The organism is Mycobacterium sp. UM_11 (assembly GCF_001414075.1).
GTDB lineage: Bacteria > Actinomycetota > Actinomycetes > Mycobacteriales > Mycobacteriaceae > Mycobacterium.
Genome location: NZ_LATC01000091.1, coordinates 1 through 19,266, shown reverse-complemented (window position 1 = coordinate 19,266; position 19,266 = coordinate 1). Strand labels below are relative to the sequence as shown.

The window sequence follows — 19,266 nt, the reverse complement described above, 5'->3', positions numbered from 1 at the left end:
TCAGATGTGTATAAGAGACAGGGGTTAGTTCGGCGCGGCTTCCGCCAGGTAGCGCAGGGCAAGCAAATAGCCCTGGACGCCCAGCCCGACGATCACCCCGGTCGCCACCGGGCTGAGGTATGAGTGGCGGCGAAACTCTTCGCGGGCATGCACATTGGAGATGTGCACCTCGATCAGGGGCGCGCGCAACTCGGCGCACGCGTCGCGCAGCGCCACCGAGGTGTGGGTCAGGCCGCCGGCGTTGAGGATCACCGGCTCGCCCGCGTCGGCGGCCGAATGGATCCAATCCAGCAGCTGGGCTTCGTCATCGCTTTGGCGCACAACGGCTTTCAGGCCGAGGGCGGTGGCCTCCCGCTCGATGAGCTCGGCCAGCTGGTCGTGCGTGGTGTCCCCGTAGACGTCCGGCTCCCGGCGGCCCAGCCGGCCCAGGTTGGGGCCGTTGATGACTTGCACGGTCACGGTCATCGGGCCCCCTCTTCGCCGCACACTCCCGCGTACGCCGCCGCCAGCAGCGCCGGGTCGGGGCCGGCCAGCCGTCCCGGCTTGGCCAACCCGTCGAGGACCACGAACCGCAGCACGCCGGCCCGCGACTTCTTGTCCTGCGCCATGTATTCCAGCAGCTGCGGCAGCGCGTCCGCGTCGTAGCTGACCGGCAGGCCGAGCGCCGACAGCACGGTGCGATGGCGCCGCGCGGTCGCGTCGTCGAGCCGGCCGGCGAGCCGGCCCAGCTCCGCGGCGAACACCAGGCCTACCGATACCGCGGCCCCGTGGCGCCACTCGTAGCGCTCCCTGCGCTCGATCGCGTGCGCCAAAGTGTGGCCGTAGTTGAGGATTTCGCGCAGCTCCGACTCCTTCTCGTCGGCGGCGACGACGTGTGCCTTGACGGCGATCGAGCGCCGGACCAGTTCCGGCAGCACGTCACCCGCGGGGTCGACGGCGGCGTCGGGGTCGGCCTCGATGAGATCGAGGATCACCGGGTCGGCGATGAATCCGGCCTTGACCACCTCGGCCATGCCGGCGACGAGTTCGTTGTGCGGCAACGTTTCCAGGGTCGCCAAGTCGACCAGCACCGCCAGCGGTTGGTGGAACGCGCCGACCAGGTTCTTGCCCGCGTCGGTGTTGATGCCCGTCTTGCCGCCGACGGCGGCGTCGACCATGCCGAGCAACGTGGTGGGGACGTGGACGATGTCGACGCCGCGGAGCCAGGTGGCCGCCGCGAAGCCGGCCACGTCGGTGGCCGCGCCGCCGCCGAGGCTGACCACCGCGTCTTTGCGGTCAATCCCGATGCGGCCGAACACTTCCCAGAGGAACCCGACGACCGGCAGGTCCTTGCCGGCTTCGGCGTCCGGGATTTCGATGCGGTGGGCGTCAACACCCTTGTCCGCCAGGCGGCTTCGAATCGCCTCGGCGGTGTGCGCCAGGGCCGGTTGGTGCACGACGGCCACCCGGTGCCGGTCGCAAAGCAGTTCGACGAGCTGGTCGCCCAGGTCGGTGCCGATGACCACGGGGTACGGCGGGTCGACGGCCACCTGCACGGTGACCGGCGCGGTCATGTGGCGGCCTCCGCGTGCGCGTTCTCCGGCGTCTGCAGCCGGGACACGATGTAGCGCACCACCGCCCCGGGATTGCGGCGGTTGGTGTCGACCCGGATCGTCGACACCCGCCGGTACAGCGGGGCCCGCTTCGCCATCAGCGCCTTGTATTTCGAGTACTTCTCGGCGTCGTCCGCCGCGGCGAGCAGCGGGCGCACCGTGCTGCCGCCGGTGCGGCGCACGCCTTCGTTGGCGCTGATCTCCAGGTAGATGACCGTGTGGCCGGCCAGCGCCTCGCACACCCCCGGGCTGGTGACGGCGCCGCCGCCCAGCGACAAGACGCCGTCGTGGTCGGCCAGCGCGGCACGCACCGTGTTTTCCTCGATGCGGCGGAACTCCTGCTCCCCGTCGGTGGCGAAGATGTCGGCGATGCTGCGCTGAGTCTGCTGTTCGATGGCGGTGTCCGTGTCGAGGAATCCGACGCCGAGCGCCTTGGCCAGGCGCCGGCCGATGGTGGACTTGCCCGACCCCGGCAACCCGACGAGTACCGCCCTGGGTGCCATCAGGCGGTACCCCGGGCGGCCGGCGATTCGCGGTCGGCGACCGCGCGCTGGTACGCCTCGATGTTGCGGCGGGTCTCGGTGAGCGAATCGCCGCCGAACTTCTCCAGGGCCGCCCGGGCCAGCACCAGCGCCACCATGGCCTCGACCACGACGCCGGCGGCCGGCACCGCGCAGACGTCCGAGCGCTGGTGGATGGCGACGGCCTCGTCACCGGTCGCCAGGTCGACGGTGGCCAGCGCCCGCGGCACCGTGGAGATGGGTTTCATCGCGGCGCGCACCCGCAGCGGCTGGCCGTTGGTCATGCCGCCCTCGAGCCCGCCGGCGCGGTTGGTCGAGCGCACGACGCCGTCGGGTCCGGGATACATCTCGTCGTGGGCGCGGCTGCCGCGGCGGCGCGCCGTCTCGAAGCCGTCGCCGATCTCCACGCCCTTGATGGCCTGGATGCCCATCACCGCGGCGGCGAGCTGGCTGTCGAGCCGGTTGTCGCCGCTGGTGAAGGAGCCCAGCCCGACCGGCAGGCCCAGCGCCACCACCTCGACGACGCCGCCGAGGGTGTCGCCGTCCTTCTTGGCGGCCTCGATCTCGGCGATCATCGCCTCCTCGGCGGCCTTGTCGAACGCGCGCACCGGGCTGTCGTCGATCGCGGCCAGGTCCTCCGGCCGCGGCGGCGGGCCGTCGTACGGCGCCGACGGCCCGATCGCGACGACATGGGAGAGCACGTCGACGCCCAGGGCCTGGCGCAGGAAGGACCGCGCCACCGTGCCCACCGCGACGCGGGCGGCGGTCTCGCGCGCGCTGGCCCGCTCCAGCACCGGGCGGGCGTCGTCGAAGCCGTACTTGAGCATGCCGGCGTAGTCGGCGTGGCCGGGCCGCGGCCGGGTGAGCGGTTCGTTGCGCGCGACGTTGGCCAGCTCCGCCGGGTCGACCGGGTCGGTGGCCATCACGGTTTCCCACTTGGGCCACTCGGTGTTGCCGATCTCGATCGCGATGGGGCCGCCCAGCGTGACGCCGTGGCGCACCCCGGACAGCACGGTCACCGCGTCGCGCTCGAACTTCATCCGCGCGCCGCGGCCGTAACCGAGCCGGCGGCGGGCCAATTGGTCGGCGATGTCGGTGGAGTTGACCTCCACGCCGGCGACCATGCCCTCGAGCATGGCCACCAACGCGCGGCCATGCGACTCCCCGGCGGTGATCCAACGCAACACCCGGACATTCTCCCATGGGGTCCGGCGCGGGCTTAAATCCCGAGAACCAGGCCGATCGCGCCGGCGGTGGCCAGGCACATCGACGGGCCGTGCGGCACCGCCCGCGCACCGCACAGCGCGGCGAGCAGCGCCGTCAGCAGCGGCGCGGCCAGCGCGGCCAGGAACCAGGCCCCCACCCCGAAACAACCCGCCAGCGCGCCCAGCCCGATCGCCAGCTTGACGTCGCCGCCGCCCATCCCCGCCGGGGCGGTGCAGTGCACCAGCAGGTAGATCGCGGTCAGCGCCGCCGCCCCGGCGAGCGCGGGCCCGCCGCGCCCGCTCGCCGCGGCCGCCAGCAGGATCGCGCACGCCCCGGGCAGCGTCAGCAGGTTGGGCAGCCGACGTTCGCGGACGTCGTAGCCGCTCAACGCCGCCAGCCAGGCCAGCACCAGCGCCGCCGCGGCTATCCGCATGCCGCGAGACGCTAACGCAGGGCGGCGGCCATGGCCTCTCGCGGCGCGGGCAGCCCTGTGAATAGCTCGACCTGGGTGAAGGCCTGGTGCAGCAGCATCTGCAGGCCGCCGATCACCCGGCCGCCGGCCGCGGCGACCGCGGCGGCCAGCGGCGTGGGCCAGGGGTCGTAGACGGCGTCGAGCAGCACCGGGATGGGCGCGAAAGTGTCCGCGTAGCGCGCCGCAACGCCCGCGGGGATGGTGCTGACCAGCACCTGCGCCCCGCGCACCGCGCCGGCCAGCTCGTCGCTGTCCAGGGCCACGAACCGCGTCGGCACCCCGGCGCCCGCGCCGAGCTCCACCAGCCGGGCCGCCTTGTCGGGGTCGCGCGCGACGACGGCGATGTCGCTGACGCCCAGTTGGGCCAGCCCCAGGATGGCCGCCGGCGCGGTGCCGCCAGATCCACATACCAGCGCGCGTCCCGAGGCCGACCCGAGCGCCCCGCTCACCCCGTCGATGTCGGTGTTGTCGGCCCGCCACCCCGAGGGCGTGCGGACCAGGGTGTTGGCCGACCCCACCCGATCCGCACGCTCGGTGCGCTCGTCGGCGAACCGCAGCGCGGCGAACTTGCCCGGCATGGTCACCGATACCCCGACCCACTCGGGCCCGAACCCGCCGACCAGGCCGGGCAGCTGCTCGGCGTCGCATTCGATGCGCTCGTAGGTCCAGTCGTCCAGGCCCAGCGCCCGGTAGGCCGCCAGATGCAGCTGCGGGGATTTCGAGTGAGCGATCGGCTTGCCGAGGACGGCCGCCCTTCTAGCGCGTGCTGTCGAGGACACCGTTGCGCTTAGCCAGCTCGATGTTGGCCAGATGCTGCTGATAATCCTTGGTGAACAGCGTCGTCCCCTGGGCGTCGATGGTGACGAAGTACAGCCAGTCACCGGGCTCGGGGTGCTCGGCGGCGCGCAGCGCGTCGACGCCGGGCGAACAGATCGCCGTCGCGGGCAGCCCCTGCGACACGTAGGTGTTCCACGGCGTCTTCTGGGCCCGGTCGGCGTCGGTGGTGGCCACCTCCCGGCGATCCAGCGGGTAGTTGACCGTCGAGTCGAATTCCAGCGTGTGGTGCGCGTGCAGGCGGTTGTAGATGACCTGGGCGACCTTCGCGAAGTCCTGCGACTTGGATTCCTGCTCCACCAGCGAGGCCACCACCAGGATGTCGTAGGGCGACAGGCCCATGGCCTGGGCGGTGTCAACCAACCCGGACTTCACGTATTCGACCGCGCCGGCGCTGATCAGGCCCGACAGGATGGTCTCGGCCGGCGCGGAGGGGTCGACGTTGAAGGTTCCGGGCGCGATCAGCCCCTCGATCCGGCGGTGGTCCTTGCCCAGCTCGGTGAACGGTTCGACGGCCCAGGGCGGGACGGCCAGCGCCGCGGGCGTGGCGTTGGTGGCCGCCGCCCGCAGCTCCTCCACCGCGACGCAGTGCTGGTTGCCGTCGAGGGTCACGCAGGTGGCGCGGGAGATCAGCGTGAGGATCCCCGGGGTCACCACGTTGGTCTTCATGTCGGTGGTGTCGTCGAGCTGGCGGCCCTCCGGGATGACCAGCCGGCCCACGCGGCTGTTCGGGTCGGCCAGCCGCGCGACGGCGTCGGTCGCCGGGATCTCGGTGCGCATCCGGTAGAAGCCGGGCTGGATCGAGGAGATCTTGCTGTTGCCGTGCGCGGCGTTGACGAATGCGCGGACCGTCTTGATCACCTGTTCGTGCTGCAGCGTCTCCCCCACCATGGTGGTCGAGTCGCCGTCCTTGATCTGAATCACGATGTCGCGCTTGCCGTTTCCGGTGTAGTCGTCGCCGGCCCCGAAGACCGTATGCCACAACTTGGCCCCGACGAAGACCCCGACCAGCACGACGACGGCGACGATAGCGAGCACGATCTTGCCGGCGAACCGCCGGCGGCGACGGCCCCGCTCGGCCTGATTCCGCGCCACGCGGCTGCGCTTTCGCGATGGGCCGACGGCCTCGGGCTCGGCGCGTTCCCGCCGCGCGCTGTCAACCATCGGCCGGCTCCCCCGCGGTCAGGGTGGCGCGGCGTTGGTCGAGCCAGCTCTGCAGGATGGCGACCGCGGCCGCCTGGTCGATCACCGCCCGCTGTTCCCGGGCGCGGACGCCCGCGGCGCGCAGCGATCGCTGCGCGCTGACCGTGGTCAGGCGCTCGTCGGCCAGCCGCACCGGCTTGGGGGCGATCCGCTGGGAGAGCTCGTCGGCCAACCCGATCGCGTCGATCGCCGACGGCCCAGTCCGGTCGGCCAGCGTCCGCGGCAACCCGACGACCACCTCGACCGCCCCGAGCTCCGCGACCAGCTCGGCCAGCCGCCGCACGTGTTTGCCGGAGCGGTCGCGGCGCACAGTCTCGACCGGGGTCGCCAGGATGCCGTCGGGGTCGCTGCAGGCCACGCCAATGCGCACGCTGCCGACGTCGATGCCGAGCCGTCGCCCCCGCCCCGGATCCTGATCGGGGTCGCCGGGCCGGTCGGGCGCGCGATGCTGGGTGGGGACCACTCAACCGACCCGCGCTATCTCGGAGCGGATCGCCTCGAGCGCCGCGTCGATGCGGCTCGGATCCTTGCCGGAACCCTGCGCCAGGTCGGGCTTGCCGCCGCCGCGGCCGTCCACGGTCGCGGCCAGCTGCTTGATCAGGTCGTTGGCGCGGATCCCCAGGTCTTGGGCGGCCGGATTCGCGGCGACCGCGTACGGCACGCTGCCGCCCTCCCCCTCCGCGATCAGCGCCACCACGGCGGGCTCGCTGCCCAACTTGCCGCGAATGTCGCCTACCAGGGAACGCAGGTCACCGGCCGTCATCCCCGCCGACATGCGTTGCGCCACCACACGGACGTTACCGATCCGCTCCGCGCCGGCCGCGGCGTTGGTCGCGGCGGCCCGCGCGCCGGCCAGCCGCACGCGTTCGAGTTCCTTCTCGGCGGCCTTGAGCCGCTCCACCAGACCGGCCACCCGCGCCGGCACCTCTTCGGACGGCACCTTCAGCGACGACGCCAGCCCGGCCATCAGCGCGCGCTCCTTGGCCAGGTGGCGGAACGAATCAAGCCCGACGTAGGCCTCCACCCGGCGGACCCCCGAACCGACCGACGATTCGCCCAGGATGGTCACCGGCCCGATCTGGGCCGAGTTGTGCACGTGCGTTCCCCCGCACAGCTCCAGCGAGAACGGCCCGCCGATCTCCACCACCCGCACCCGGTCGGGGTAGGCCTCGCCGAACATCGCCATGGCGCCCATCGCCTTGGCCTTCTCCAGCTGCTCGGTGAACGTGTGCACCTCGAAGTCGGCCTGCACGGCCTGGTTGGTGACCTCCTCGACCTGGGTGCGCTGCTCGTCGGACAGCGCGCCCTGCCAGTTGAAGTCGAAACGCAGGTAGCCGGGGCGGTTCAACGATCCCGCCTGAACGGCGTTGGGCCCCAGCACCTGTCGCAGCGCGGCGTGCACCATGTGGGTGCCCGAGTGCCCCTGGGTGGCGCCGCGGCGCCACTCCGGGTCGACCGCGGCCACCACGGTGTCTCCCTCGACGAATTCGCCGGATTCAACGTTGACCCGGTGCACCCACAGGGTTTTGGCGATCTTCTGCACGTCGGTGACCGCCGCGCGGGCGCTCTCGCCGGTGCCCGTCCCGCTGATCGTGCCCTCGTCGGCGATCTGGCCGCCGGACTCGGCGTAGAGCGGGGTGCGGTCCAGCACCAGCTCGACCTGTTGGGCCCCGTCGGTGCCGTGGGCGACCACCGGCACCCGCTTGCCGTCGACAAAGATGCCGAGAATCCTTGCCTCGGAGGACAATTCGTCGAAACCGGTGAATTCGGTGGGCCCGGCGTCGACCAGTTCCCGGTAGGCGCTCAGGTCGGCGTGCGCGTGCTTGCGGGCCGCGGCGTCCGCCTTGGCGCGGCGGCGTTGTTCGGCCATCAGCTCCCGGAAGCCGATCTCGTCGACCTGCAGGCCGGCCTCGGCGGCCATCTCCAGGGTCAGTTCGATCGGGAAGCCGTACGTGTCGTGCAGCGTGAAGGCGTCAGAGCCCGAGATCGATTTCGCCCCAGCCGCTTTGGTGGTGCCGGCCACCTCGTCGAACAGCTTGGATCCGGCCACCAGCGTGCGGTTGAAGGCGGTCTCCTCGGCGACGGCGATGCGCCTGATCCGGTCGAAATCGTCGACCAGTTCGGGGTACGACGGCCCCATCGCGTCGCGCACGGTGCTCATCAGGTCGCCGACGATGGGGCCCTCGATGTCGAGCAGCTTGGCCGACCGGATCACCCGGCGCAGCAACCGGCGCAACACGTATCCGCGGCCGTCGTTGCCGGGGGTGACGCCGTCGCCGATCAGGATCGCCGCGGTGCGGCTGTGGTCGGCGATCACGCGGTAGCGCACATCGTCTTCGTGGTTGCCGACGTCGTAGCCGCGGGGCGCCCGGGCGGCCACCGTGTCGATGACGGGCCGCAGCAGGTCGGTCTCGTAGACGTTGTGCACGCCCTGCAGGATGAACGCGACCCGCTCGACGCCCATGCCGGTGTCAATGTTCTTGCGGGGCAACGGCCCCAAAATCTCGAAGTCGGTTTTGCCGGTGCCCTCGCCGCGTTCGTTCTGCATGAACACGAGGTTCCAGATCTCGATGAAGCGGTCCTCGTTGGCCACCGGGCCGCCGCCGACCCCGAACTCCTCCCCGCGGTCGTAGTAGATCTCCGACGACGGGCCACACGGCCCGGGGATCCCCATGGACCAGTAGTTGTCCTCCATGCCGCGGCGCTGGATCCGCTCGACCGGCAGCCCGGCGATCTCCTGCCACAGCTGCACGGCCTCGTCGTCGTCGAAATAGACCGTCGTCCAGATTCTTTCGGGATCCAGCCCGTAGCCGCCCTCAGACACGGCGTTGGTCAGCAGCGTCCACGCCAGCTCGATGGCGCGCCGCTTGAAGTAATCGCCGAACGAGAAGTTGCCGGCCATCTGGAAGAAGGTGTTGTGCCGGGTGGTGATGCCCACCTCGTCGATGTCCGGCGTGCGGATGCACTTTTGGATGCTGGTGGCCGTCGGATACGGCGGCGTGCGCGCCCCCAGGAAGTAGGGCACGAATTGGACCATGCCGGCGTTGACGAACAGCAGATTGGGGTCGTCGAGGATCACCGAGGCGCTCGGCACCTCGGTGTGGCCCGCCTTCACGAAGTGATCAAGAAACCTCTTCCTGATCTCGTGTGTCTGCACTGTTGAGTCCGCTTCTTCCTGTGGCCTGGTTGCGTGGAGGATTGTTCCAGCCTATTCGCTGGCGTGGCCGGGCTATCGGGCCGCTAGCCCTCCACAAAGCTCAGCCGCACCGAGCGCTGCGCGTTGTCGCGGTTCAGGTCGACCAGCACGATGCTTTGCCAGGTGCCCAGCATCGGCTCGCCGCCGGAGACCGGCACCGTCACCGAGGGCGCGACCAGCGCCGGCATCACGTGGTCGGCGCCGTGGCCCGGGGAGCCGTGCGAGTGCCGGTATCGGTCGTCGCGCGGCAGCAGCCGTTCCAGCGTTTCGATCAGGTCGTCGTCGGAACCGGCGCCGGTCTCGATGATGGCGACGCCCGCCGTCGCGTGCGGGACGAAAACGTTGCACAGCCCATCGCCCCGCGACCAGCAGAAGCCCCGCACCGCCTCGGTCAGATCGACGATGCGGCGGCGCGAGGTGTCCACGTCCAGCACGTCGGTATGCATCCCGACCAGCCTACGGCGCACCCGCGGGGGCCGCTCAAGGCCGGCCAATCGTTTGTGAGCGCCGCCACATCCGGGCATTGCGGCGTGCGGCGCGCAGGAGGAAGGTAACTGGTGAGACCGGTGGCGCCACCGGGGCGCTGCCCTCGACAGAGGAGGGTCGGCCGTGTACGCACGCTCTACCACCATTCAGGCGCAACCCTTGTCGGTGGACATCGGAATCGCGCATATGCGCGATGTCGTGATGCCGGCCCTCACCGAGATCGACGGGTGCGTCGGGCTGTCACTGTTGGTCGACCGGCAGTCCGGAACCTGCATCGCCACCAGCTCGTGGGACGGCATCGAGGCCATGCGGGCCAGCGCCGAACGGGTCGCCCCGATCCGTGACCGGGCCGCTCTGATGTTCGACGGCAGCGCCCGCGTCGAGGAGTGGGACATCGCTTTGCTGCACCGCGACCACCCGTCCCGTCAGGGGGCGTGCGTGCGGGCCACCTGGCTCAAGGTGGTGCCGGATCAGCTCAACCGGTCGCTGGACTTCTATCGCTCCTCGGTGCTGCCCGAGCTCGAGGAGCTCGACGGGTTCTGCAGCGCCAGCCTGCTGGTCGACCACCCCGCGTGCCGGCGGGCGGTGGCCTGCTCCACGTTCGACTCGATGGACGCGATGGCCCGCAACAGCGACCGGGCGAGCGAGTTGCGCAGCAGGCGCGTCCGGGAGCTGGGCGCCGAGGTGATCGACGTCGCCGAGTTCGAGCTGGCGATCGCCCACCTGCGGGTGCCCGAGCTGGTATAGCGGCGCGCTCGGCGCGCTCAGGGCAGCGCGTCGCCCGGGAATCCCCGGCAGGGGTGCACCTGATAGGTGAACACGCCCGCGGCGACGCCGGGGTCGTCGGCCATGATCGCGGCGGTGTCGTCGACCGTGGCGGCGAACACCCCGATGCCGCACACGTCGGACTCGTCGGCGACGGGCAGCACCACCGCCAGGACGCCGTCGTCGCGCAGCCCGAAGTTGCGCCGCCCGTGCTCCCAGATGAGCCCCGGCGACGACTCGTCGCCGCACCTGGGGCCGCGCTTGAGGATGACGACGCTGTATTCCTTGGTGGTGGCCAGCAGCCGGCCCATCTCCTCGTCGGTGAAGGTCTTCATGCCCGTCCTCGCTTCCCGCGGATGATCGCGCGCAGCCGTTCCAGACGCCCGGCCAGCTCCCGCTCGGCGCCGCGACCGGTCGGCCGGTAGTAGTCGGTGCCCACCAGCTCGTCGGGTGGATATTGTTGCGCCGCAACGCCATCCGGCTGGTCGTGGGAATACCGGTAGCCCTGGGCGTGGCCCAGCGCGGCCGCGCCGGAGTAGTGCCCGTCGCGCAGGTGGGGCGGCACCAGGCCCGCCTTGCCCGCCTTGATGTCGTCCATGGCCGCGGCCAGCGCGGTGGTGACGGAGTTCGACTTGGGCGCGGTGGCCAGGTGGATGGTCGCGTGCGCCAGCGTCAACTGCGCCTCGGGCATGCCGATGAGCGCCACCGTCTGCGCGGCCGCCACCGCGACCTGCAGCGCGCTCGGGTCGGCCATGCCGATGTCCTCGCTGGCCAGGATCATCAGCCGGCGCGCGACGAAGCGGGGGTCCTCCCCCGCGACGAGCATGCGGGCCAGGTAGTGCAGCGCGGCGTCGACGTCGGAGCCGCGCACCGACTTGATGAAGGCGCTGATGACGTCGTAGTGCTGGTCGCCGTCGCGGTCGTAACGCACCGCGGCCTTGTCCAGCGACTGCTCGATGGTCTCGACGCCCACGGAATCGGTCGCCTCGGAGGCCACTTCCAACGCGGTCAGCGCGCGCCGGGCGTCGCCGGCGGCCAGTCGCACCAGCAGCTCGACGGCGTCCGGCGTCACCGCGACCCGGCCGCCCAGGCCGCGGGGATCGTCGATCGCGCGCTGCACCACGGTGCGGATGTCGTCGGCGCCCAGCGGCCGCAGCTGCAGGATCAGCGACCGGGACAACAGCGGCGCCACCACCGAAAACGACGGGTTCTCGGTGGTCGCCGCCACCAGCAGCACCACCCGGTTCTCCACGGCCGACAGCAGGGCATCCTGCTGGGTCTTGGAGAACCGGTGCACCTCGTCGATGAACAGCACGGTCTGCTCGCCGATGAGGAGCGCCTTCCGCGCGTTTTCGATGACCGCGCGCACGTCCTTGACCCCGGCCGACAGCGCCGACAGCGCCTCGAACCGGCGGCCGGTCGCCTGGGAGATCAGCGCGGCCAGCGTGGTCTTGCCGCTGCCGGGCGGGCCGTAGAGGATGGCCGACGCCACGCCCGAGCCCTCGACCAGGCGGCGCAGCGGCGATCCGGGCGCCAGCAGGTGGTCCTGCCCGACCACCTCGTCCAGCGAGGCCGGGCGCATGCGCACCGCCAGGGGCGCGCCGGCCGACACGCCCAGGCCGTGGTCACTTGCCGGGGCCGCGCCGGGCAGGTCAAAAAGACCGTCGGACACGGCTTCAGGCATACCACGACAGGCGAAGCCGGGCACCGAGGACTCATCTTTGCTAAGTTCCCGTGTGCGCGTGCCCACAGGTTGAGTCAACAGCTAGGACGGACATGAGCCAGCCTCCCGAATATCCAGGCACCCCGGCCGATCCCCACGGGAGCGAGCAGAATCCCCCGGGCTATCCACCGCCCCCCGGTTACGGCGCACCGCCGTCCGGATATGGCGCACCGCCTTCCGGATATGGCGCACCGCCGTCCGGATATGGCGCACCGCCACCGCAGGCGCCCGGCTACGGCACACCGCCGCCTGGCTACGGCACACCCCCCGGCTACGGCGCACCGCCGAGCTACGGCACGCCGCCGCCCCCGCCCGGCTACGGTGGCTACCCCCAGCCGGGCTACGGGGCGCCGACCACGCCCGCGTTCAGCATCGGCGAGGCCGTCAGCTGGGCCTGGAACACCTTCACCAAGAACGCCCTGACGCTGATCGTGCCGGCGCTCGTCTATGGCCTGCTGTTCGCGGTGGCCTCCGGGGTGAGCTTCGCGGGCCAGAACATGTCGCCGGGCACGACGACCACCGACAACTACGGCTTCTACTTCACGACGAACCTCACCGGGCCCGGGCTGGGCGTGTTCATCCTCGGCACGCTGCTGACCTACCTCGTGACGGCCTTCGCCCAGGCCGGCTTCCTGTCCGGCTGCCTGGATCTCGCCGATGGGCGCCCCGTGACCATCGGCTCGTTCTTCAAGCCGCGCAATCTGGGAATGGCGTTTCTGGCTGCGCTGATCATCGGCGTGCTCACCTCGATCGGCTATTCCCTGTGCTTCGTTCCGGGTCTGGTGCTGAGCCTTTTCGTGCAGTTCACCATCCTGTTCGTGGTCGATCGCTCCGAGTCGGCCATCGGCGGCTTCACCTCCAGCTTCTCGCTGGTGGGGTCGAACTTCGCCAACGCGCTGCTGGTGTGGCTGGTGGTGTTTGCGTTGATCCTGGCCGGCGTCGTGACGTGCGGCCTCGGCCTGCTGGTCACCGCCCCGCTCGACGGGCTCATCCTGACCTATGCCTACCGAAAGTTGACGGGCGGCCAGGTCGTCTCGCCGCAGCAGCCCGGGTACCAACCGGGCCCGCCGCCGGCATAAGCGCCGGTCAGCGTCCGAAGTTACAGCGCGGTAAGCGCTGGCTGCGGTGCGCTGCGGCCTTGTGCCGCTTGTGATGAGATCACTTTGTTATGAGCATCAAAGTCGCGCTGGAGCACCGCACCAGCTACACCTTTGACCGGGCGGTCCGGGTGTATCCGCACGTCGTGCGGCTGCGCCCGGCGCCCCACTGCCGCACGCCGCTCGAGGCGTACTCGCTGCGCATCGAGCCCGAGGAGCACTTCATCAACTGGCAGCAGGATGCCGTCGGCAACTTCCTTGCGCGCCTTGTGTTTCCGAATCCGACCCGGCGGCTGACCATCACGGTCGGCTTGATCGCCGACCTCAAGGTGATCAACCCGTTCGACTTCTTCATCGAGGACTGGGCCGAGACGTGGACCCCCTCTGATGGACTGGCCGGGCTGATCTACCCCAAGGAGCTGGCCGCCGACCTCGAGCCCTACCTGCGGCCGATCGACGAAGAGGGCGACGGGTCGGGTCCGGGCAAGCTCACGCGGGCGTGGGTGGAGAACTTCTCGGTGGGCGAGGGCACGCGCACCATCGACCTGCTGGTCGCCCTCAACCACGCCGTCAACGCCGACGTCGCCTACAGCGTGCGGATGGAGCCCGGCGTCCAGACGCCGGACCACACGCTGCGCACCGGGGTCGGCTCGTGCCGCGATTCGGCGTGGTTGTTGGTGTCGATCCTGCGCCAGCTGGGGCTGGCCGCGCGCTTCGTCTCCGGGTATCTGGTGCAGCTGGCCTCCGACGTGGAGGCGCTCGACGGGCCGTCGGGGCCCGCCGCCGACTTCACCGACCTGCACGCCTGGACCGAGGTGTACATCCCCGGCGCGGGGTGGATCGGGTTGGACCCGACCTCGGGTTTGTTCGCCGGCGAGGGCCACATCCCGTTGGCGGCCACCCCACACCCGGCGTCCGCGGCGCCGATCAGCGGCGGCACCGAACCGTGCGAAGCGGTGCTGGAGTTCTCCAACACCGTCACCCGCATCCACGAGGACCCCCGCGTCACCCTGCCCTACACCGACGCCGCCTGGGAAACGATCTGTGAGGTCGGGCAGCGCGTCGACGAGCGACTGGCCGCCGCCGACGTGCGGCTGACCATCGGCGGTGAGCCGACCTTCGTCTCCGTCGACAATCAGGTGGCCGAGGAGTGGACCACGGCGGCCGACGGCCCGCACAAGCGCCAGCGCGCCTCCGATCTGGCGGCGCGCCTGAAACAGGCGTGGGCGCCGGACGGGTTGATTCAGCGCGGGCAGGGCCGCTGGTATCCGGGAGAACCGTTGCCGCGCTGGCAGATTGCGTTGTACTGGCGCACCGACGGGCGCCCGCTGTGGACCGACGACGCGCTGCTGGCCGACCCCTGGGGCGACCGGCCGGCCCCCGTCGACGAGGAGGCGGCGTATCAGGTGCTCGCCGGGGTCGCCGACGGTCTGGGACTGCCGCTCACCCAGGTGCGGGCCGCCTACGAGGACCCGCTGCACCGGCTGGCGGACAAGGTGCGCCAGCCCGAGGGTGAGCCGGTGCATCCGGCCGACGATCTCGACCGCGACTCCCCCGCCGACCGCGCGGCCCTGTTGGCACGACTCGACGAATCCGTCACGGCCCCAGCGGCTTTCGTGTTGCCCCTGCACCGCCGCGACGACGGCCTGGGCTGGGCCAGCGCCGACTGGCGGCTGCGCCGCGGCCGAATCGTGTTGCTGCACGGCGATTCTCCGGCGGGGCTGCGGCTGCCGCTGGATTCCATCAGCTGGCGGCCGCCGCGGCCGACGTTCGACGCCGATCCCCAGACCGCCGGGGACACGTTGTCGACCGAGTCGGACGCGGCGGTGGTGGAGGACCCCGACTCGGCGCCGCCCACCGCGATGGTCGCCGAGGTTCGCGACGGGCTGCTCTACATTTTCATGCCGCCCAGCGAGGCGCTGGATCACTTCGTCGATCTCATCGCCCGTGTCGAGGCGGCCGCGGCCAAGGCCGACTGCCCGGTGGTGATCGAGGGCTACGACCCGCCGCCGGACCCGCGGCTGCGCTCGACCACCATCACCCCCGACCCCGGCGTCATCGAGGTCAACGTCGCGCCCAGCGCCAGCTTCGCCGAGCAGCGCCAGCAGCTCGAAACCCTTTACGAGCAGGCGCGATTGGCGCGGCTTTCCACCGAGTCCTTCGACGTCGACGGCACCCACGGCGGCACCGGAGGCGGCAACCACATCACCCTGGGCGGCGTCACGCCCGCGGACTCGCCGCTGCTGCGGCGGCCGGACCTGTTGGTCTCGCTGTTGACGTACTGGCAGCGGCACCCGTCGCTGTCGTATCTGTTCGCCGGCCGGTTCGTCGGCACCACCTCGCAGGCCCCCCGGGTCGACGAGGGCCGCGCCGAGGCGCTCTACGAACTCGAGATCGCGTTCGCCGAGATCGCCCGGCTGGCCGGTCCTTTCGGCGGTAACGCCCCCCGGCCCTGGATGATCGACCGGGCGCTGCGCCACCTGCTGACCGACATCACCGGCAACACCCACCGCGCCGAGTTCTGCATCGACAAGCTGTACAGCCCCGACAGCCCTCGCGGCCGGCTCGGCCTGCTGGAGCTGCGCGGGTTCGAGATGCCGCCGCACCTGCGCATGGCGATGGTGCAGTCGCTGCTGGTGCGCTCGCTGGTGGCGTGGTTTTGGGACGAGCCGCTGCGCGCCCCGCTGATTCGGCACGGCGCCAATCTGCATGGCCGATACCTGTTGCCGCACTTCCTCATTCACGACATCGCTGACGTCGCCGCCGACCTGCGCGCGCACGGCATCGCGTTCGAGACCAGCTGGCTGGATCCCTTCACCGAATTCCGCTTCCCGCGCATCGGCACCGCGGTGTTCGACGGCGTGGAGATCGAGCTGCGCGGGGCGATCGAGCCGTGGAACACCCTCGGCGAGGAGGCCACCGCCACCGGCACCGCCCGCTACGTCGACTCGTCGGTCGAGCGCATCCAGATCCGCATCATCGGCGCCGACCGGCACCGCTACGTGGTGTTGGTCAACGGCTACCCGGTGCCGCTGCTGGCGACCGACAACCCCGACATCCACGTGGGCGGGGTGCGGTTCAAGGCCTGGCAGCCACCGAGCGCGCTGCACCCGACGATCAGCACCGACGTGCCGCTGCAGTTCGAGCTTGTCGACCTGACGACGGGCACCTCGCGCGGCGGCTGCACCTATCACGTCGCGCATCCCGGCGGGCGGGCCTATGACGAGCCGCCCGTCAACGCGGTCGAGGCCGAGGCGCGCCGCGCCCGCCGCTTCGAGGCCACCGGCTTCACCCCCGGCAAGCTCGACCTGTCCGACATCCGGGAAAAACAGGCGCGCATCTTCACCGACATCGGCGCGCCGGGCATCCTCGACCTGCGTCGCGTGCGTACCGTTTCGCGGTAATGGCGTTTGCGGACATGACATTCGGCACCGGCGCACCCGCGGCGGCCGCTGGTGGCCGTCACGAAGACCGCTACGAGGACCGCTACGACGCCGACCGCCTGCTGGCCGGCTACCGGGCCGCGCGCGCCCAGGAAGCGCTCTTCGATCTTCGGCACGGGCCGGCGGCCGGCTACGACGAATTCGTCGACCAGGACGGCAACGTGCGGCCGGCCTGGTCCGAGCTGGCCGACACCATCGCCGAACGGGGCCGGCCGGGGCTGGACCGGCTCCGCTCGGTGGTGCGCAGCCTGATCGACAGTGACGGCATCACCTACACCGACGTCGAACCCGGCGGGCACGGGCTCGAGCCGCGGCCGTGGATCCTGGACACCCTGCCGATCGTGCTGTCCGCCGCGGAATGGGAGGCGCTGGAGGCCGGGCTGGTGCAGCGGTCGCGGCTGCTCGACGCCGTGCTCGCCGACTTGTACGGGCCGCGCAGCCTGCTCATCGAAGGCGTGCTGCCGCCGGAGCTGCTGTTCGCCCATCCCGGTTACGTGCGTGCCGCCAACGGCATCGAAGTGCCCGGGCATCACCAGCTTTTCCTGCACGCCTGCGACGTCAGCCGGCTGCCCGACGGCACCTTCCGGGTGAACGCCGACTGGACGCAGGCGCCGTCGGGCGCCGGTTACGCGCTGGCCGACCGGCGCGTGGTCGCGCACTCGATTCCGGACCTGTACGAGAGGATCGCCCCGCGCCCGACGACGCCGTTCGCCCAGGCGTTGCGCCTGGCGCTGATCGACGCCGCGCCCGACGACGCGCAGGATCCGGTGGTGGTGGTGCTCAGCCCGGGCATCTTCTCCGAAACCGCCTTCGATCAGGCGTATCTGGCGACGCTGCTGGGCTTCCCGTTGGTGGAGAGCGCGGACCTGGTGGTGCGCGACGGCAAGATGTGGATGCGCTCGCTGGGCACGCTGAAACGAGTGGACGTGGTGTTGCGCCGGGTGGACGCCGATTACACCGACCCGCTGGATCTGCGCGCCGACTCCCGGCTCGGGGTGGCCGGTCTGGTGGAGGCGTCGCGCCGCGGGACCGTGACCGTGGTCAACACGCTGGGCAGTGGGATCCTGGAAAACCCTGGGCTGCTGCGGTTCCTGCCGCAGCTGTCCGAGCATCTGCTCGCCGAGGCCCCGCTGCTGCAGACGGCGCCGGTCTACTGGGGCGGCATCGACGCCGAACGCTCGCACCTGCTGGCGAACCTGTCATCGCTGCTGGTGAAGTCAACCGTCGGCGGGAAAACCCTTGTCGGGCCCACCCTTTCGTCCTATGAGTTGGCGCAGTTGGCCGGGCGCATCGAGAAGATGCCGTGGCAGTGGATCGGTCAGGAGCTGCCGCAGTTCTCGTCGGCGCCCACGGACCACGCCGGGGTGCTGTCATCGGCCGGCGTCGGCATTCGGTTGTTCAACGTGGCCCAGCGCAGCGGGTACGCCCCAATGATCGGCGGCGTCGGCTACGTGCTGGCGCCCGGGCCGGCCGCATACACGCTGGAAACCGTTGCGGCGAAGGATGTTTGGGTGCGTCCGACGGAGCGCGCGCGGGCCGAGGCCGTGAGCCTGCCAGCGCCGCCGCCCCCGGCGAAGACGGCTGCGGGCACCTGGGGCGTCAGCTCGCCGCGCGTGCTGTCCGACCTGTTCTGGATCGGCCGGTACGGCGAGCGCGCGGAGAACATGGCGCGGCTGCTGTTGGTCACCCGGGACAGGTTCCACGTCTACCGGCATCAGCAGCACACCGAGGAAAGCGAGTGCGTGCCGGTGCTGTTGGCCGCGCTGGGCCGGATCACCGGGACCGACGCCGCGGTCGACGGCGGTCCGGTTGATGGGGCGGAGATGATCGCCGTCGCCCCTTCGACGTTGTGGTCTTTGACGGTGGACCCGGACCGGTCCGGGTCCCTGGTGCAGTCGGTGGAGGGCCTGGCGCTCGCGGCCAGGGCGGTGCGCGACCAGATGTCCAACGACACCTGGATGGTGCTGGCCGGGGTGGAGCGCGCGCTGGCCCAGCGGCGCGAGCCGCCGGACTCGCTGGCCGAGGCCGACGCGGTGCTGGCATCGGCCCAGGTGCAGACGCTCTCCGGGATGCTGACCCTGGCCGGGGTGGCCGGCGAGTCAATGGTGCGCGACGTGGGCTGGACGATGATGGATATCGGCAAGCGCATCGAACGTGGGCTCTGGTTGACGGCGCTGCTGCGGGAAACGCTGATCGCGGTCCGGCGCGCGGCCGCCGAACAGATGATCATCGAGGCGACGCTGGTGGCGTGCGAGTCCTCGGTCATCTACCGGCGCCGCACCGTGGGCAAGGTCAGCATCGCCGCGGTGACCGAGCTGATGCTGTTCGACGCGCAGAATCCGCGGTCGTTGCTGTATCAGGTGGAGCGATTGCGGGCCAACCTCAAGGACCTGCCGGGCGCGTCGGGGTCGTCGCGCCCGGAGCGGCTGGTGGACGAGATCGGCACGCTGCTGCGCCGCTCGCATCCCGGCGAACTGGAGGCCGTCAGTGCCGACGGGCGGCGCGCCGAGCTGTCCGATCTGCTCGGTTCGGTGCACGCGCAGTTGCGCGAACTGGCCGACGTCATCACCACCACGCAGCTGGCCCTGCCCGCGGTGCAGCCGCTGTGGGGACCGGACGTTCGCCGGGTGATGCCGGCTTAGCGGCGATCGCGAGCGCGGCGCAGCCGGGCGAAGCGGGTCGCCGCCATCGGGCCTAGCGGCGATCGCGAGCGCGGCGCAGCCGGGCG

General features: G+C 71.2%; 16 protein-coding genes. 4 read left to right on the top strand and 12 right to left on the bottom strand.

Annotation, left to right across the window (positions count from 1 at the left end; all coding sequences use genetic code 11):
* Positions 1-24: 24 nt before the first annotated feature.
* The 10 genes from aroQ to WU80_RS19405 all read right to left on the bottom strand — a co-directional run bounded on the left by aroQ (position 25) and on the right by WU80_RS19405 (position 9,458).
* Entirely contained in the window at positions 25-465 is a 441-nt protein-coding gene (aroQ, locus tag WU80_RS19450) for a type II 3-dehydroquinate dehydratase (RefSeq protein WP_055404781.1), read from the bottom strand.
* The gene (aroB, locus tag WU80_RS19445) at positions 462-1,553 is read right to left on the bottom strand and encodes a 3-dehydroquinate synthase (RefSeq protein ID WP_055404780.1); all 1,092 of its coding nucleotides are present in this window, start codon (positions 1,551-1,553) and stop codon (positions 462-464) included. The genes aroQ and aroB overlap by 4 nt, the downstream gene beginning before the upstream one ends.
* Complete coding sequence (locus tag WU80_RS19440; protein WP_055404779.1) at positions 1,550-2,095, bottom strand: shikimate kinase; 546 nt, start codon at positions 2,093-2,095, stop codon at positions 1,550-1,552. The genes aroB and WU80_RS19440 overlap by 4 nt, the downstream gene beginning before the upstream one ends.
* Positions 2,095-3,300 (bottom strand): chorismate synthase, encoded by a 1,206-nt coding sequence (gene aroC / locus WU80_RS19435; protein ID WP_055404778.1) that lies wholly within the window; start codon positions 3,298-3,300, stop codon positions 2,095-2,097. Before aroC ends, WU80_RS19440 begins: the two co-directional genes overlap by 1 nt.
* A 32-nt stretch (positions 3,301-3,332) precedes the next feature.
* Positions 3,333-3,752 carry an A24 family peptidase gene (locus WU80_RS19430; RefSeq protein ID WP_055404777.1) on the bottom strand — a complete coding sequence of 140 codons (420 nt, stop codon included), beginning with the start codon at positions 3,750-3,752 and terminating at the stop codon, positions 3,333-3,335.
* An 11-nt stretch (positions 3,753-3,763) separates the two neighbouring features.
* The gene (locus tag WU80_RS19425) at positions 3,764-4,570 is read right to left on the bottom strand and encodes a shikimate dehydrogenase (RefSeq protein ID WP_156349670.1); all 807 of its coding nucleotides are present in this window, start codon (positions 4,568-4,570) and stop codon (positions 3,764-3,766) included.
* Positions 4,548-5,789, bottom strand: coding sequence for an endolytic transglycosylase MltG (gene mltG / locus WU80_RS19420; RefSeq protein ID WP_055404776.1), 1,242 nt, complete (start codon positions 5,787-5,789; stop codon positions 4,548-4,550). Before mltG ends, WU80_RS19425 begins: the two co-directional genes overlap by 23 nt.
* Positions 5,782-6,291, bottom strand: coding sequence for a Holliday junction resolvase RuvX (gene ruvX / locus WU80_RS19415; RefSeq protein WP_055404775.1), 510 nt, complete (start codon positions 6,289-6,291; stop codon positions 5,782-5,784). Before ruvX ends, mltG begins: the two co-directional genes overlap by 8 nt.
* Positions 6,292-8,985, bottom strand: coding sequence for an alanine--tRNA ligase (alaS, locus tag WU80_RS19410; protein ID WP_055404774.1), 2,694 nt, complete (start codon positions 8,983-8,985; stop codon positions 6,292-6,294). It lies immediately after the preceding gene.
* Positions 8,986-9,068: 83 nt separating this feature from the next.
* On the bottom strand, positions 9,069-9,458 hold the full coding sequence (locus WU80_RS19405; protein ID WP_197281301.1) for a secondary thiamine-phosphate synthase enzyme YjbQ: 390 nt from the start codon (positions 9,456-9,458) through the stop codon (positions 9,069-9,071).
* 175 nt (positions 9,459-9,633) lie between these two features.
* Between WU80_RS19405 and WU80_RS19400 the strand changes: the two genes are divergently transcribed.
* Positions 9,634-10,257 (top strand): hypothetical protein, encoded by a 624-nt coding sequence (locus WU80_RS19400; RefSeq protein ID WP_055404772.1) that lies wholly within the window; start codon positions 9,634-9,636, stop codon positions 10,255-10,257.
* Positions 10,258-10,274: 17 nt separating this feature from the next.
* Here the strand turns inward: WU80_RS19400 and WU80_RS19395 are convergent, their stop codons facing one another.
* Positions 10,275-10,610 carry a hypothetical protein gene (locus WU80_RS19395; protein WP_055404771.1) on the bottom strand — a complete coding sequence of 112 codons (336 nt, stop codon included), beginning with the start codon at positions 10,608-10,610 and terminating at the stop codon, positions 10,275-10,277.
* Positions 10,607-11,959, bottom strand: a complete 1,353-nt coding sequence (locus tag WU80_RS19390) for a replication-associated recombination protein A (protein WP_055404770.1) — start codon at positions 11,957-11,959, stop codon at positions 10,607-10,609. The genes WU80_RS19395 and WU80_RS19390 overlap by 4 nt, the downstream gene beginning before the upstream one ends.
* Before the next feature lie 92 nt (positions 11,960-12,051).
* On the opposite strand from WU80_RS19390, the gene WU80_RS19385 reads away from it, so the two are divergent.
* The 3 genes from WU80_RS19385 (at position 12,052) to WU80_RS19375 (ending at position 19,180) form a co-directional block, all read left to right on the top strand.
* On the top strand, positions 12,052-13,077 hold the full coding sequence (locus WU80_RS19385; RefSeq protein ID WP_055404769.1) for a hypothetical protein: 1,026 nt from the start codon (positions 12,052-12,054) through the stop codon (positions 13,075-13,077).
* A gap of 89 nt (positions 13,078-13,166) precedes the next feature.
* The gene (locus tag WU80_RS19380) at positions 13,167-16,499 is read left to right on the top strand and encodes a DUF2126 domain-containing protein (protein ID WP_055404768.1); all 3,333 of its coding nucleotides are present in this window, start codon (positions 13,167-13,169) and stop codon (positions 16,497-16,499) included.
* A complete protein-coding gene (locus tag WU80_RS19375) occupies positions 16,499-19,180 on the top strand; it encodes a circularly permuted type 2 ATP-grasp protein (RefSeq protein WP_055404767.1) in 2,682 nt (893 codons plus the stop codon). The genes WU80_RS19380 and WU80_RS19375 overlap by 1 nt, the downstream gene beginning before the upstream one ends.
* The last annotated feature ends 86 nt before the right edge of the window (positions 19,181-19,266 follow it).